General features: G+C 59.8%; 11 protein-coding genes. 8 read left to right on the top strand and 3 right to left on the bottom strand.

The annotated features are described in order from the left end of the window. The first annotated feature begins 236 nt into the window (after positions 1-236). Complete coding sequence (locus NMB38_RS06440; RefSeq protein ID WP_236165875.1) at positions 237-2285, top strand: autotransporter outer membrane beta-barrel domain-containing protein; 2049 nt, start codon at positions 237-239, stop codon at positions 2283-2285. Between the two features lie 74 nt (positions 2286-2359). Next, entirely contained in the window at positions 2360-3841 is a 1482-nt protein-coding gene (locus NMB38_RS06435; protein WP_050438007.1) for a hypothetical protein, read from the top strand. Between the two features lie 51 nt (positions 3842-3892). Here NMB38_RS06435 and NMB38_RS06430 read toward each other — a convergent pair whose 3' ends face one another. After that, positions 3893-4186 (bottom strand): hypothetical protein, encoded by a 294-nt coding sequence (locus NMB38_RS06430; RefSeq protein WP_132578886.1) that lies wholly within the window; start codon positions 4184-4186, stop codon positions 3893-3895. A gap of 203 nt (positions 4187-4389) precedes the next feature. Further along, positions 4390-4683, bottom strand: coding sequence for a hypothetical protein (locus tag NMB38_RS06425; RefSeq protein WP_028687701.1), 294 nt, complete (start codon positions 4681-4683; stop codon positions 4390-4392). Between the two features lie 372 nt (positions 4684-5055). On the opposite strand from NMB38_RS06425, the gene tssG reads away from it, so the two are divergent. The 4 genes from tssG to tssK are packed head-to-tail and all read left to right on the top strand — an operon-like array spanning position 5056 to position 8779. Further along, entirely contained in the window at positions 5056-6069 is a 1014-nt protein-coding gene (gene tssG, locus NMB38_RS06420) for a type VI secretion system baseplate subunit TssG (RefSeq protein WP_028687702.1), read from the top strand. After that, positions 6066-6650, top strand: coding sequence for an FHA domain-containing protein (locus NMB38_RS06415; RefSeq protein WP_125922645.1), 585 nt, complete (start codon positions 6066-6068; stop codon positions 6648-6650). Before tssG ends, NMB38_RS06415 begins: the two co-directional genes overlap by 4 nt. Next, positions 6647-7414: a type VI secretion system lipoprotein TssJ gene (gene tssJ / locus NMB38_RS06410; protein ID WP_028687704.1), complete on the top strand. Its 768-nt coding sequence runs from the start codon at positions 6647-6649 to the stop codon at positions 7412-7414. Before NMB38_RS06415 ends, tssJ begins: the two co-directional genes overlap by 4 nt. A 24-nt stretch (positions 7415-7438) precedes the next feature. After that, complete coding sequence (gene tssK, locus NMB38_RS06405) at positions 7439-8779, top strand: type VI secretion system baseplate subunit TssK (RefSeq protein WP_345956672.1); 1341 nt, start codon at positions 7439-7441, stop codon at positions 8777-8779. A 72-nt stretch (positions 8780-8851) separates the two neighbouring features. Here the strand turns inward: tssK and tssM are convergent, their stop codons facing one another. Next, on the bottom strand, positions 8852-12463 hold the full coding sequence (gene tssM, locus NMB38_RS06400; RefSeq protein WP_482577445.1) for a type VI secretion system membrane subunit TssM: 3612 nt from the start codon (positions 12461-12463) through the stop codon (positions 8852-8854). Between the two features lie 347 nt (positions 12464-12810). Here tssM and tssF point away from each other — a divergent pair, with 347 nt between their 5' ends. Further along, a complete protein-coding gene (gene tssF, locus NMB38_RS06395; RefSeq protein ID WP_345956670.1) occupies positions 12811-14574 on the top strand; it encodes a type VI secretion system baseplate subunit TssF in 1764 nt (587 codons plus the stop codon). A 16-nt stretch (positions 14575-14590) separates the two neighbouring features. Further along, a complete protein-coding gene (gene icmH, locus NMB38_RS06390; RefSeq protein WP_050438008.1) occupies positions 14591-15394 on the top strand; it encodes a type IVB secretion system protein IcmH/DotU in 804 nt (267 codons plus the stop codon). The last annotated feature ends 37 nt before the right edge of the window (positions 15395-15431 follow it).

The raw sequence follows: 15431 nt of genomic DNA, 5'->3' as shown, positions 1-15431 counted from the left end.
AACATCACTTTTACAATTCACCCTAACGATGCGAGCTCAGTACAGGAAGTCGTAGCAGCCATCTGCAAACAGCCTCTTCACAGGGTGATCCAATGTCCAGTTTCCATGCTTTCAAACCCACACTTTTTACTGTAATGATCCGAGCCACCACCGCACTTCCATTAGTGATTATCGGTAACTCGGCGGTGGCCCAGACTAATGTAGAAGGTCGTACTGATATCCAGTTTGGTACGCCCTTGGATAATTACCGTGTATTCAGTGGTGCCACCCTGAACGCCACGGGCGCGAATCTGTTGTATGTCGATGCCGAGGCAGGCGCGCACGTGTTGCTCAACGATTCGGACGTCACCCCAGGGTCGTCCGCCGTCGCGCTGGCCTTGACTGGTGCGAACGCAACGCTCGAGCGCTCGACCGTTACCGCCAGCAGCCGTGCGCTCACTGGCAGCCAAGGTGCAAGCATCAGTGCCAACGACAGCGTTATTCGCGGTGGGTCACGTGGCGCCAGCCTCAACCAGAGCCACCTTGAGCTAAGGCGCAGCGAAGTGCATGCCAGCGACAACAATGGCGTTGCCGTGGAGCTGTTCGACGGCAGCGTGTCGGCCAGTGACAGCAGCCTGATCAGTGGCGGTCGCGATGGTATCCTGGTGCGTGATGGCTCAGGCCAGACCGACGCCAAGGCCACCATCGTGCTGGACAACAGCCGTGTCGAGGGCCTGGATGGGTCGGCCATCGCGGTCGGCCGTGGCGCCGGTCGCGCTGCTTCTGCGCAAATCGATGTGCTCAACGGCAGCACCCTCAGCGCCAGCAACGGCGTGTTGGTGAATGTGGCCGATGCTGCAACGGCGAGCCTGCGCGTGAGTGACAGCCAGCTGCTTGGCGATATCGTGGTTGCCGAAGGCGGCACTGCCAACGTGATGCTGGAGAACGCCGCAACCCTGACCGGCCGCCTGGAAAACGTAGCGCAGGTGGCCATCGACAGCGGCGCCGAGTGGGCCATGGTCGGCAATGCCGCCGTCGAGCAGCTGACCATGAACGGCGGCCGCGTAAGCTTCGGCAACATCGGTGAATTCCACACGCTGACCCTAGGCTCACTGTCGGGCAACGGCACATTCGTGATGGACGCCGACTTCGCCAGCGGCCAGCATGATTTCCTCGACATCACTGGCAATGCCACGGGCGATCATTCGCTGCTGGTTCGCAGCAGCGGGACCGATCTGCAAGCCGATGCCAGCCTGCACATGGTGCATGCAGACAGCGGCGATGCGCGCTTCTCACTGGAAGGCGGCCCGGTCGATGTCGGTACCTATTCCTATGATTTGGTCCCTAAAGGCAGCGGCAACGACTGGTACCTGGACAAGAGCACCCGCACCATCAGCCCCGGCACCCAGTCAGTGCTGGCCTTGTTCAACACAGCACCGACCATCTGGTATGGCGAAATGAGTACCTTGCGTGGCCGCATGGGCGAAGTGCGCCGCGATGCCGGGCAGGCTGGGGGCTGGGTGCGCACCTTCGGCAACAAGTACAACGTCGCCGGTGCCGAAGGCCTGGCTTACCAGCAAACCCAGCAAGGTCTGTCCTTCGGTGCGGACGCTCCTTTGCCGATCGGCGACGGTAACTGGCTGGCCGGGATCACGGCCGGTTACAGCCAATCGGACCTGAGCCTGGCGCGCGGTACCCAAGCCAAGGTCGACAGCTACCATCTCGGTGTCTACAGCACTTGGCTGGAACCTGAGAGCGGGTACTACATCGATGCCGTAGCGCGACTCAATCAATTCAAGAACCAGTCCGATGTGCGCTTGAGCGATGGCACCAAGACCAAGGGCAGCTACGACAACCTCGGTGTCGGCGCAGCGTTGGAGATAGGCCGCTACATCAGCCTCGATGAAGGCTGGTTCGTTGAGCCCCATGCCCAATTGGCCGGCTTGATCGTGCAGGGCAAGGACTACACCCTGGACAATGGCATGCGCGCCGAAGGTGGGCGCACGCATTCCCTGCAAACCAAGCTCGGTGCCACCGTCGGGCGCAAACTGGAAGTGGGGGACGGGCGAATGATCCAGCCCTATGTAAGGGTTGCCGCCGTGCATGAATTCGCCAATGACAACCACGTCAAGGTCAATGGTAACGGCTTCAACAACGACCTCTCTGGCTCTCGCGGGGAAGTGGGCACCGGCATCGCGGTAGCCTGGGCCGATAAATGGCGTGCTCATGCCGACTTCGAATACGCCCATGGCAGCAAGCTTGAACAGCCCTGGGGCGTGAACCTGGGGGTACGCTACAACTGGTGAGTTTACGAAGGGAGAGCCGTTGAGGTTCTCCTTTTTTTTGCTTTGGCGCATCACGCGATCATGGAGAACAGGCTATGCCAACCTCAAAGCATTCGACCCAAAACACCTCGGCCGCGCTTGCAAACCGCTTCGAGCAGGTAGCGTTCTATGTACCGCCTGTCGTCCCCGACCTGCTGCCCAATGAGCCAGATTCCCTGCTCAATCTGTTGCCGTTCAAAGCCGTGTTCTTGCCATTGCGGGTCGAGTTCGCCCAGTGGGGCAATTCGGACCCTACCGAAGAAGACCCGGAAACACTGACCCTGTACTGGAACGGCCGTGAAGTCCGCACCCTGATCTGGACGGCACCGGTACAGCCCGATGAACTGTTCATCGAGGTGCCGGTGGGGTTTCTGAGCGAAGGCCAGCACCGGCTGCACTACCAGGTCAAGCTGTTCAACGGCATGCGCAGCGACTCAGAAGCCCTTGAGATCAACATCGACAAGACGCCCCCGTTGCTCGCCGATGACGATGAGCTGATTTTTCCGCCGGACGTGATAAGCAATGGCGTCACCGACCGCTACCTTAAAGAACACGGCGAACTGACGGCGCAAGTACCGCCCTATTTAGGCGCCGATGTGGGCGATACCGTGAGCTGGTACTGGAGTGACAGCCCCGTCGGCAAGCAACTGGTCGACCGCCTCACCCTGACCAAGGCCGAAGTGGGCATGCCCTTGCACGTCAAGATACCGGCCGACTTCATCTTACAGCTCAGCGACGGCCTGCGTTTTGCCCGTTATGAGGTCCAGGACCGCGCAGGCACCGCCCTTCAACGCTCGTTGGCCGTGGCGTTGCACGCGGCGGTCACGCCACCGCCCCGGCAGCTACCCCCACCGTTCGTGCGCCAGGCCAGTGGCTCCGATTATTTCAGCGATTTGCTGCCAGCTGATGCCGTGGCAGGAGCGACGTTGACGATACCGGCCAGCGCCTCACTCGAACCGGATGATCAAGTGACCGTATTCTGGGGCGAGCCAGGCGCCCCGGGTGCTTATCAGACCGACACACCGATAAGCCCAGGCTCAAGGGAGTACACCGTACCTGCCAAGTACATTGCCATGAACCTGAACAGCCGCATTCCCCTGCACTATCAGGTCAAGGCGTACGATGGCCAGCTTCACGACTCAGCGCCGCACCAGGTCAGCATTGGCCGCCTGCACGGGCTACCCCTGATCCACAGCGACGCGATTCGGGACAACCAACTGAACCTGGCGAAACTGGGCGCCCAAGCGGCGTTTTCGCTACCTGGGTGGCAGTTCATGGACGCGGGGCAACTCATCACGGTATACATCGAAGGGGTCAAGCGCGGAGCGATCGACCAGAAGATCACGCTGCCGGTGGTCACCGACATGGCAGTGCCTGGTGCAGTGACGGAACTCGCGGTGGGGTCGGTTACCAAGAGCGCGCTGCAGGCGTTGGAAGTGGACTATCAGTTCTACGTACGGGTCAAGGTCAGCTTTGACGATAAACGCACGTGGGTTGAGTTTCCGATGATCACGCCGACGTTGATCGATCAACCCTGAGCTGGCGGGTGGCAGGAGCGCTGGTATTCGCAGACGCATGATGCCTGTCAGTCACCTGATCGCTTCGGCCGCGCGGCGCCCCACCTGGAGTACCCTGTACTTAAAGAAGGGTTGCTTACCCTTTGCCACACGTTTCCAGTTCAACGCCACCGGCGCGGTCAGGGTGGCCGCCTGGACGTTGGAACAGTCCAGCACAACGCAAGCCTGAAGCAGCATCGCAATCTCGCTACGGGCACCGTCGATGATCATGGCTGCAATTCGATTCTCAGAGTAGCCAAAGCCGGCACGGCCCCCGCTTGGGATCAGGTTGAACGGAAGCATCCGAAACGTCTTCAGCTGGCTCACCGACACGCCCGCACCGACAATGCCCTCAGACGCCACCCGTGTGACCGGGCAAGCCTCCCTTAGAACGTAATCAGTGACCTCGTTTTATCACCCCAGCCGATAGGGATCATCAACAAGCCTCGCCCGGCCTCGTCCAGAAATACCTCAACCCCAGGGACACGCTGGGCAAGCTCAGCAGTCAGCGTCATGCACGATGCGATGCGTCATGTTGAACGTTCGCCGGTCAACGTATTGCTGGGTGAACCCTGAGGAAGATCCCACGCCGCTTCAAACGCGACCATGGGATAAGGCAAGCGCGCCATGTCCACATGGGCCTGGCGCAGCTCACTCATATCGATCAGCCCCGCGCAGGTCGGCAAGCTGAACTTGATGCTCTCCGAGAGCAGTTCGAGAACCGTGTCGTATAAGGCACCCAGTTCCGGGTTTGTCAGTATCGTCCTCTGCTGGTCCGAGCTCAATTGTTCTATTGCGTGCGTGCCGTAGTTCAATGGCTGCACCAAGTGCTTTCCATCTCTTGTTCTGGACCACTCTTCACTGACCGACAAGCAACCGGACCGACAGCTCGGAAAGTGTGTTGACGCACGGTGCCGAACAGCACGCCGTGCAATCAACACACCCGAACATCCCACGCACCACACATAGGTTGCACATGGAAAAGCTACTGCCTGCGAACTAGAGCAGCAATCAACTTTTCGCAAACATCCGCTTACATTTCGCACCTCGACCAGAAGCCTCTCCATACTGCAAGGTCATTCTTTTGGAAACATACCCCGTGATGCGATCTGTTTTACAACTTCGATTCAGGCGGTAACTATTCCTACAAGTTCGCCTATATAAGCCACCCTCTATCTACCAACTGGGAATTTGACATGGACGATGAATCAGAAGAATCCAGAGTCCGTAACAAAGCGGATCTCATAACGCAGGATGCCCACCGGTATTCGTACTTCCAGCTTCTGGAGCTGATGCACCAGCTCTATGGGGATGACCTTGAGCAACGTCCGCTTTCCGATGAGGCACGGCGAAGGTTACGCCTGGAAGTCTCTCCAAGCTTGTCCTTTCCCGTCGCTGATGTGCTGAGCGCCAGCCGTCTGAAGGATGATCGCTACCGTATCCAAGCATCGTTCTTGGGGTTACATGGCACCGACTCGCCGCTACCGGGCTATTACCTCGACCAACTGGCCTATGAGCACGCGCAAGACGTCGGCATTCGCCCGGCGTACTTCAATTTTTTCAACCACCGCTTGCATACCCTGCTGCATCAGGGCTGGCGTAAGTACCGCTACTACCGGCGCTTCCAACCCGGTGCCACAGATGGGTTCTCGCGCTACATCTTCGCCTTGATCGGCCTGGAGGACGCAGAGTTGCGCGGCGCGACACCGCTACCGTGGAGCCGGCTGCTCAGTTTCGTGGGGATGATCGCCAGTCGCAGCCGGTCCCCCGGCATGGTGGCCGGCATGATTGCGCACTGCTTCGACCTCAAGCAGGTCTCCATTCGTGAATTCGAAAAGCGCACGGTGCTGATTCCTCAGTCCCAACGCAACCGGCTTGGCACCGACAACTGTGCCCTTGGCGAAAACTTCCTCGTGGGCGGCAGTACAGAATCACGCAGCAGCAAGTTCACCATCGTGATCGCGGATCTGGATCAAAAGCAGTTTCGCGACCTCCTCCCCAGCGGCGACAACTACTACCGGCTGATCAAGCTGGTGGACTTTCTGCTGCGGGATGTGGGCGCCTATGACCTTGAGCTGCGCATGCGCGCCGAGGAGGCGCCGCCTTTCAGCCTACGGGCCGCACACGGCACTCACCTGGGCTGGACCAGCTTCATCGCTGACCGCAACGACTCCACCCCGCCACCCGTTCGCATCATGGTACGTGCATGAGTACAAATGTTCTCTCGCCCAGCATCACGCTGGTCATACTGAATCCGGAAAAACTGCACCACGGCACAGAACCACAGCACCGTTTCGACAGTGCCGGAGGCACCCTTGGCCGCCAAGGCGCCTGGCAGCTGCATGACCGGGAATCGCGCATCCTGCCTGCCCATTGTGAGATCCGCTGGCACGAAGGCCACTTCTGCCTGATCGACCACAGCGGCAGCAGCTTCATGAACGGCAATGACACTGCGTTGATATCCGGCACCCCGATCCGGCTCAGGCATAACGACAGACTTCAGATCGGCGACTACCAAATAGCGATCCACCTACTTGGCCACGACGAAACGAAAAGAATGCCGCAGTTGCACACCGCCTATGACAAAGATCCTCTGTCGGCGCAACGAATGATGCATCAACACTGCCCTCTTCAAGTCTTGGGAGTACCCACCAACGGGCTGTTCAATTCAGTCCATACCCGAGAGCCAAAGCCGCTGGATGAGCTTGACCCCCTGGCCTACCTGGACAGGGCCGCTCAAGCTCGAATCGACCCGGAGATTGCACGCATCTTCGGCAAGGAGGCGCAATGAACAAGCCCTTTGCACTGCTGTTGATCTGCCTGACGCTCGGTGGCTGCAGCACAATGAAACGCGTATACCAAGTTTTGAAAGATCCAACACTTCCGGTCGGCGGGCCCAGCAATGACATCAGCCGAGTAGCGCTCAGTCTCTACGCAGCCGACGCGCACGTTGCCGCAGGGCCGGAACAGGCGAATCTTGAGTCCCCGTCAATACCACCTCCTTCAGGGCACTTGTCAGCCAACCTCAGCGCGGCCGATGCCACTGCGTTGTCTGACAAAGTCAACGCGCTGGCGCAACAGCTGCACCAGAACTACCCAGGCTCCGCGGACGATGACAAGACCCGAGCGCCTGCCGACCTGGCCAGTTATGCCTCCGCTCGATCCGAGCCCCCACCCGCCCCCGATCAAGCACCACAACGCCAAGGGTCTTCGTCCATCGCTTTCAAGATCCTGCAACTGCGCGACGACTCGCTGTTGCTCGATGCCACCTATGAGCAGGTAGAAGAGAACTTGGACGAGGCGCTGGGCACCACATTGATCAGCGTCGACGACTTCCGCCTGGTGCCAGGCCATTTCAAGTTCATCGAGCCCGAAGAGATCAATGAACGGACTCGCTACATCGCGGTGATTGCGCGCCTCAGTGACAGCCCTGACGGCAAATGGAAGGACACCCTGCGTATTCAGCCTCGCGGTTACGACCATACCGTCCATGTCCACTTCGAAAACAATGGCGTTGAACTTCGGCACGACCGTGAGTACCGCCGCGATCAATAACATCATCTGTTGAAGGAAGCACTTATGAGTTCACGCAATTCCGTACTCTGGAAAGAGGGTTTGTTCGTCAAACCCCAACACTTCCAACAAATGGCCCATGCGGCGGAATCGACACTTCACCAACGCGTTTCCAGCCTGAACGATGCGTTTTACGGTTTCAGCGAGTTGGAGCTGAATGCCGAATACTTGAGCTTCGGCAAGATCGCAATCATCCGGGCGCGTGGCGTGATGCCGGACGGCACGGTGTTCGATATCCCTGGCGACATGCCACCACCGGCGCCCTTGGAAATCCCCCAAGGTGTCTCGAACAAAGCCGTCTACCTCGCGCTGCCTTTGCATGCGCCTGGGGCTCCTGAAGTCCGCTGGCCCGACAGCGAGGGGGTAGATGGTCGCTTTATCGCCAAGGGCGTTCCAATCATGGACAACCATGGCGGGAGTGGCGATTCGATGATTCTTGATGTCGCCATTCCAAATTTGCAGATCAAGCTGCAGGACGACGACAACAGGGACTACAGCTGCCTGGCCCTGACCAAAGTCATGGATAAACGCCCGGACGGCAGCTTGCTACTGGACCCTCGCTTCTATCCGACCTGCATCTCGATCAAGGCTGCCCCCGCGCTGCTGGGCTTTCTGGAAGAGGCCTCACAGCTGATACGCGAACGGGCGCGCAATCTCGCGGCTCGTATATGCTCGCCTGGCCAGTCGGGGATAGCCGACGTGACCGATTTCTCACTACTACAAGTGCTGAACCGTCTGCACCCCTACTTCCATCATCTGGCACGCCGCCGCAATGTGCACCCGGAGCAACTGCATATCGCCCTGGGCCAGGCATGTGGTGAGCTGGTGACCTTCACCGATGACGGGCGATTGCCCCTGGACTACCCGGCCTATCAACATGACGGCCTGGCCGAGTCTTTCCATATGCTGGAAGAAACCCTGCGTCGGTCACTGAGCACCATTCTGCAGCCCAGGGCCGTTTCGCTGCCTATTCAAGAGCAGCAGTACGGTGTGCTCACGGCGACCCTGCATGAGCGCCGATTGCTTGAAGATGCCACCTTCATTCTGGCCGTGCGGGCCGACCTGCCGGGCGAAGAACTGCGCAGGAAGTTCCAACAGCAGGGCAAGGTCACCTCCATAGAGCAACTGCACCAGTTCGTACACCTGCAGATGCCCGGCATAGCGCTCATTCCCCAACTCGTTACCCCACGGCATCTCCCCCATCACACCGGCTTCGTCTACTTCGAACTGGATCGCCAGCACGAAAGCTGGAAACAGCAGCTCAAGAACGCCAGCGGCTTCGGCTTCCATATCGCCGGTGAATTCCCCAACCTGGAGATGCAGTTCTGGGCCATCAGGCCTGACTGACCCACTCTCAGGCCGATAAAAAAATCCCGATCCAGATGGCGGGTGTCGGGATTTTTTGCGCCGACTGCCCGCCTATCGTTCAGCCATCTCATCGCGTGTGCGCTCACGCAAAAGCTGCTGCGGCAGTGCGAAGCCAGCGAACAGCGTCCGTGTGAAAGGGTTGTCGGCGCCGGTTGCGTGAAACTTGTAGCGCGCCATATCGCCGGCAATCTTGAAACTCAGGTCAACGCTGGTGGGGGTACGGGCATTCAACCCACCACGGCTAAGCAATCGATAAAATGACCAAGGCCCCTGATAGCTCAGGCTGACAGTGGTTCCGGCCGCCTGCACCAAGGTGATACGGCTATGGCTGCTCTCCCCCGCAGACCCTGGCCAGGTCATTCCAATCGGCTCCTTGCCCCGCTGGGCAAACGCATGCAATTGCCCATCCAGGCCGAAGACACTGCCGCGCAACCCGTTACTGAGAGCGACCGGTTCCAGCCCAAAGCTCACATTCAACTCGCCGCGGTTATCGAAGAACGCATTGCGAATGGCCTCGGCCTGCTTGAGCTGAACCATGACCTCGGGGCGTATCAGGTAACCCTCATCGGCATTGGAGTACAGGGCATTGAGATTGTCCTTGAGGAACACCGTGAGGTACGCGTCTTCAAATCGCTTGAGCTGCCCTTGGGGCCCAAAGAAGGCTTCAAAGTCCTTGAGCGACAGGTCCGGTCCGGTCCGGTCGATGGGATAGCGCGAGGCAAGCCGTTCCTCATAGAGACTGTACACCTCCGAGTTCCAGCGCTGCTCCAACTCGCGCAGCGCCGTGACCATCAGCACCCGAGAGGTCTGGTCCGCCAACTGGCGCACATGCCGGTTCAGCGGCTCTGGCAACCCGGTGGCGACCCGTTGCAAGTTGCGAATAGGGTCGGGCTCCTTCTCCGAAAAGCGACTCAGTGCCAGCGCCAGGGCCGCTTTGCCCTGATTGGGGTTGTCCTGCACCGCTTTCACATAGTCATAGACAGCGGCGATGGCCTGTTGCGTCTCATCGTAGAACGACGGCTTGTCACCCTGCACATCGAGCATCCCGGAAAGGCCCGCGAAGGATCGGTAGACTCCCATCGCCTGCAACCGGCCCTGCTGATCGGACGCAGAGTCTTTGTCACCCTCGGCAGCCAGCGGGTAGATCAAGGTATTGCCACGCACCGCCTCCAGGAGCCGGCGCATCGGTGCAGCCGGCCCAGTCACCAGTTCCAGCACGCTCAACCCATGCGCGAGGTCGGTGAACGGGGTGACCGAGAACTGGTTCAGCACCCGTCGCCAGCTGTCGATGTAATCGGCACTGTACAAGGCGCGCAAGCGCTCTGTCAGGGCCTGGCGGTCCACCTCGGAATAGTCGAGCGTGCGCCGCTCCCCCAACACCCACTGATCGATCAGGGCGAGGTCGGCCACGTTCTGGCTGTACTGCTCGAAGTAGTCCCTAAAGCCGCTCGCGGTCAGCAGAGGCGGCAGGGACAGGTTGCCATCGATGGCCGCCTGATGGTTCCGCTCAGCCAGCGGAACGTAGACGATATCGAAGGCTGGGCCAATCTCGTTGCGCAGGTCCAGCTCCCCGTGCAATTTCTCTTGAGCTTGTTGCTTCAAGCTGATGTACACACGCTGGGCCAACGGTAACTTGCGCAACTGCTGCTGCGCTTGCGCCACTACCTTCTGGTACTGCGGCAGCTCAACATCGGCGTAGGCCAGTGCGTACTTGAGGTGGCACATCAGGGCGGCCTGCAATTGGCCTTGACCCGGATAGGCCTTTTGCCATTCTCGGGCCATCCATTGCTCCACCAGTTCGGGCCGGCGATTGGCGCGGTCTTCAATCATGCGGTACACGCGCAGTGCTGCTAGCTGATCCTCGCTGCCTGGCGTAGCGTGCTGGACGCTCGCCGCCACACCGCCCGCGATCGCCGGCAGAAAGCGCGTCGCCAGGGCATGCAGGTAGGCCTGGTCCACCTGCGGACTGATGGCCTTGCCCTGGTACAGCCCCATGTCGGTGAACACAGTCCACCCTGATCGGTAATCGCCATACAGGCTCACCGCATCGCGGATCTCGTCCAACGGGGCCAACAAGCTGCGCCCGGTCAGGTCCTCTTCGGTATCCGCGCCGGTACTGCTGAACGCTTGGCTCTTTTCCAGAACATGCTCGGCCTTGTCGCGGTTGACGCTGTAGAAGTACAGCCAGCCGCCGATCATTGCCACCCCACAGATGCCAGCGGCCACCGTGCCGCCTCGCAACAGGCGGGCCTTGTGCTGGGCGACCTTCTGGTTGTCACCTGCCAAGCCCGCTTCGGGGTAGACCACCCGTTGCAGTAACTGCTGGGCGAAATACACCACCGACGTGCCTTGTGGCTTGGTGGACAGTGCCGGCGGCGTGAACGCAAACGCCCGAGCTGAGGCGTCCGCAAGCAGGTTGTGGACCTCCCCGCGCTGGTACACCGACGAGAAATACACACCCCGCACCAGGGGCGGCGTAGTGTAACGGTCGCTGCCCAGTACGTCACCGAGAAAGTCCAGCAGCATCGAATGAGCGCCGCTCAGCTCCCGCAGTAGGGAGTAAGCGCTCTTGCGCACCGCTGCCGGCATCCGCTCGGTCGCGGCGAGCAGCTGGCTACCGAGCTGTTCGATAAACCGCTCATAAGCCGCGTCCATTTCCTCCAGCCAGGCATCAACGTCCTTGACCGAATCCAGCGTGAAGGTAAAACCTTGTACCTCTTCCCGCTCGCGGGCCGGCAGCTTGGCGAACAGTTCCTCGAAACCGGCCAGCAGGTCGAACTTGCTCATGACCACATATAACGGCAAGCGCGTGCCCAGTTCGGCGCCCAGCTCCGTCAGGCGCGCACGCAGCACGAATGCAAGGTCACGACGCTCCTTTTCAGAGCGGCCGAACAGGTTGACCATATCCACCAGCAAGACCACGCCGTTGAGCGGGCGCCGGCTGCGGTTCTGGGCAAGCCAGCCAATCATGTGCCGCCACAGGCGCCGTTCAACCCCGGCAGGCAAACCGGTGGCTTCAGCCGGCTTGGCAACCTGGGCCGTGGCCTCTTCAGCTTCGCCATCCCCCTCTTCTTCACTTGCTGAAGATGACTGCAGGGCCTCGACCAGCTGCACCGGGCGTTCAGGCTGGCTGATGAATTCGCCCGGTGGGTCGATGACTACCGCTTCGTCACCGATCCACCAGTCGATACCGAACGCCAGGTCTGGGTCGGCGCTGGACCGCTGCAAGACACCGCGCTCGGTCCGGGTGAGCGCGAAGCGTTGATCCGAGCGGCTGATGAAGCTCGACTTGCCTGCGTTCTCCTCGCCAAGGATGAGATACCACGGCACATCGTACCGATGCCCTCGCCCACCGCGACTATCGCGCAAGCGCGCCACGCTGGTGTCGAGGGAGCGCTGCTGGGCCTGCAGGTACGGCAGGCAGGGATCAACCACCTCGCGCTGCTGCTGTTGCTGCTCGCGGATGATCGCGCGGTTGCGCCGATGCACCTGCACGGTCCAAATCACTCCAGGCAGCAACAGCAACAGCACGGTTAACGCAACCCGTACCGGCACATCCGCCAACGGCTGATGATCACGCCACTGCCATTGAGGCCCCCACCACCACAACCAGACCACGGCTGCGGCTAGTACCAGCAACATCACGATAGCGATTAGGGGCATTGCCTGACACTGCACCAGCGATATACCACGCAGCCATCCGTCCTTGTTTAATTTCATAGCGGCAAACCTTACCGACTGCACTCATGAATGAACCATCACCCCTCAGGGCATATCACCCCGGACAGTAACAGTGTTGAAAAACATTATTCAATGATGTGCAGAAAGAAATAACCGTTTACATCTTTTGTGCAGCCAAGGCGGAAAAATCTGCATTACTAATTAGGAGAAGCTGTGAGGCAGAAGCCGTAATTACCTGCAACTTGTAAGAAGTTTCCTATAGAAAAAGACTGACTCTTTTTCATTAATCCTGGCCTATCCCGCCAGCCAGAGCAGGCGACGCATTTAACATGAAGTTTAAAGATTGGTTCAGGCTGGAGCAGCAGCACCTCCAAACGCTGGGCGATGATTTTGTAGAGGACGAGCCGCGCCTTGCACCCTTCCTTGGCCGTACCACCTCGGATGCAGACGCCCAGCGCGTGATGGAGCACTTCGCCTTCCTGACCGCGCGCCTGACCATGAAGGTCGAGGACCACCTGCCGGAGTTGACCCACCCTCTGCTGCAACTGGTCTACCCGAACGTCCTGCGGCCACTGCCCAGCATGACGCTGATGCAGTTCACCCCGGCCGACCATGCGTTGAGCGAGACCCAGGTACTGCCCAAAGGAACCTCCGTGTTCGCCCGCCCATTCGAGGGCGTGAGCTGCGAATTCCGCACCTGTGCGGACCTGGCCCTGCCACCCTTGGAAGTCAGCAGCATCACCACTCGGCCCAGCGCTGAAGCGCCAGTCATGTACATCGACCTGGATACCCTGACCGAGCAGCCGCTGCGGCGTATGCGGTGCGAGCGGCTGCACTTCCATCTGGCGGGCGGCAACCGCAATGCACTGATGCTGTATCAGTGGCTCGCGGTACACCTGGACAAGCTCTATCTGCACGTTGGCGAACACCGCTTTGCGCTCCCGCCCTTGGTAACGTTCATCGGCTTCGATCCCGATGAAGCGCTGCTACCCAGCCCTGGAGAGCAATTGGATGGCTATCGTGTCCTGCAGGAATTCTTCTGCTTCCCTGAACGCTTTCATGGCTTTCGCATCGACGGCCTGCAGCATGTCTGGCCGGATGAGGCGGCCACGCACGTCCAGTTGGAATTCCGCTTCAACGCCCCACTACCGCCTGACCTGCGAGTTGACCAGACCACCGTGCTGCTCAACTGCGTCCCGGCCATTAACCTGTTCTCCCGCTTGGCTGACCCCATTGCCTTGAATGGGCAGACCGTCAGTGAACTGATACGTCTGGGCCGGAAGGACGGTGCGCAAGACGAGATCTTCAGCGTTGATCGTGTCAGCAGCCTGCACCAGAAATCCCATCGACTTGTCCAGGATTTCAAACCGTTCGAGGCGCTGGACTCGCGCTTTCCCCTGGCCGAGCCCACGCCGCCACGCTACTACAAGCTCGACATCGAGCAAGAGCCCGTGAATGACAAGGTGCAGCATCGTGTGAGCCTGGTGCAGCGAAACCTCACGCCCTACCTTGCCCAGCAGGAACGCCTGAGCATCGAGTTGACCTGCAGCAACGGCATACGGGCGCAGCAGCTCAAGGTGGGCGATGTCGATGTGACGACCCAGGACACACCGTCCTTCGTCACCTACCGCAACCTGACCCGTCCTTCCCGTTGCTACCCACCGATGCTGCAAAGCGGTGGCTATGGCGACCGCCATTGGGCACTGATATCCAACCTGTCCTTGAACAACCTGTCGCTGTCTTCCCCGGCTGCGTTGGCGTCGGTCCTGCGCGCCTATGACTTTGTGGGCACGCACGACATACAGCAACAGCGCAGAACGCAGCAACGCCTGAACGCCATCAAGCAGGTAGACAGCGAACCCTACGACTGGCTGATCAAAGGCATACCCATGCGCGGACTGCGCACCACCCTGCACATCGACCCTGCAGGCTTCGAATGCGAAGGCGAGGTGCAGCTGTTCGGCAACGTGCTGTCGCACTTCATGGCGCTGTACGCCAGCAGCAATTCCTTCCATCAACTGCAGATCGTCAACACCGCCGACGCAACCCGCCAGCTGTGGCCAGCCCGTACCGGGCAGCAGCCGGTCATGTGACCAGGAGGTCCATTCCATGAGCATTTCATCCTGTTCGACGTATGACAAAGACCAGAGGGATACCCTTGAGTCGCCTCCATCCAGCGCATTGTTCCCCCAGGTAGATGCGCTTGGCTTCAGCACCCGCTCAAATACCATGAACCCGATTCTCGACATCGCCTCGCCGCTGCTTGGCCTAGTCGTCCGCCTGGAAGGCACTGAACACTACGAGCACGCCGAGCAGTTGTATGCCCACGTGAAGACCATGATCCTCGGCATGGTCGAAGAAGTTCGGCAGCTTGAGCAGTGCGACGAAGGTGACCGCGTGGTGTTCTCTTACTGCTTGTGCTGCGTGATCGATGAAGCCGTGATGACCACGCCGTGGGGCCGTGACTCGCCCTGGAAAGCCGAATCGCTGCTCAGCGCCATCCATCAGGAAACCTGGGGAGGCGAGAAGTTCTTCAGCGTGCTCGAACGCCTGCTCGACGCGCCCGAAGAGCGCTACGACCTGTTCGTGTTCCTGTTCTGGTGCCTGGCACTGGGTTACCGCGGCAAGTACGCCAGCCGGACCAATGGCGATGCCGAGCTGGAGATCTGGATTGATCGGCTGCGCAAACGGGTCATGAACCTGCGTGAAAGTCGGGTCAAGACCGAGCGCCTGACCGATCCGTTCAGCAACGTCGCACCAAGACACTACCGCATGAACCGCCAACTGCCCTGGTGGACGCCCTGGGTGGTCATGGTCGTGATCTGCACGAGCGTCTACCTCTACTTATCGAGCAAGTTGAACGGTATTACCCAGCAAGTACTGAACTCGCTGCAGACGATGCTCCAACAATAAATTCGGCCTCACCGGATTGATTTGACTCAATAGTCAC

The organism is Pseudomonas sp. FBCC-B35, assembly GCF_059133755.1.
Note: the sequence above shows the minus strand (reverse complement) of the source record. Positions and strands in the feature narration are given on the sequence as shown.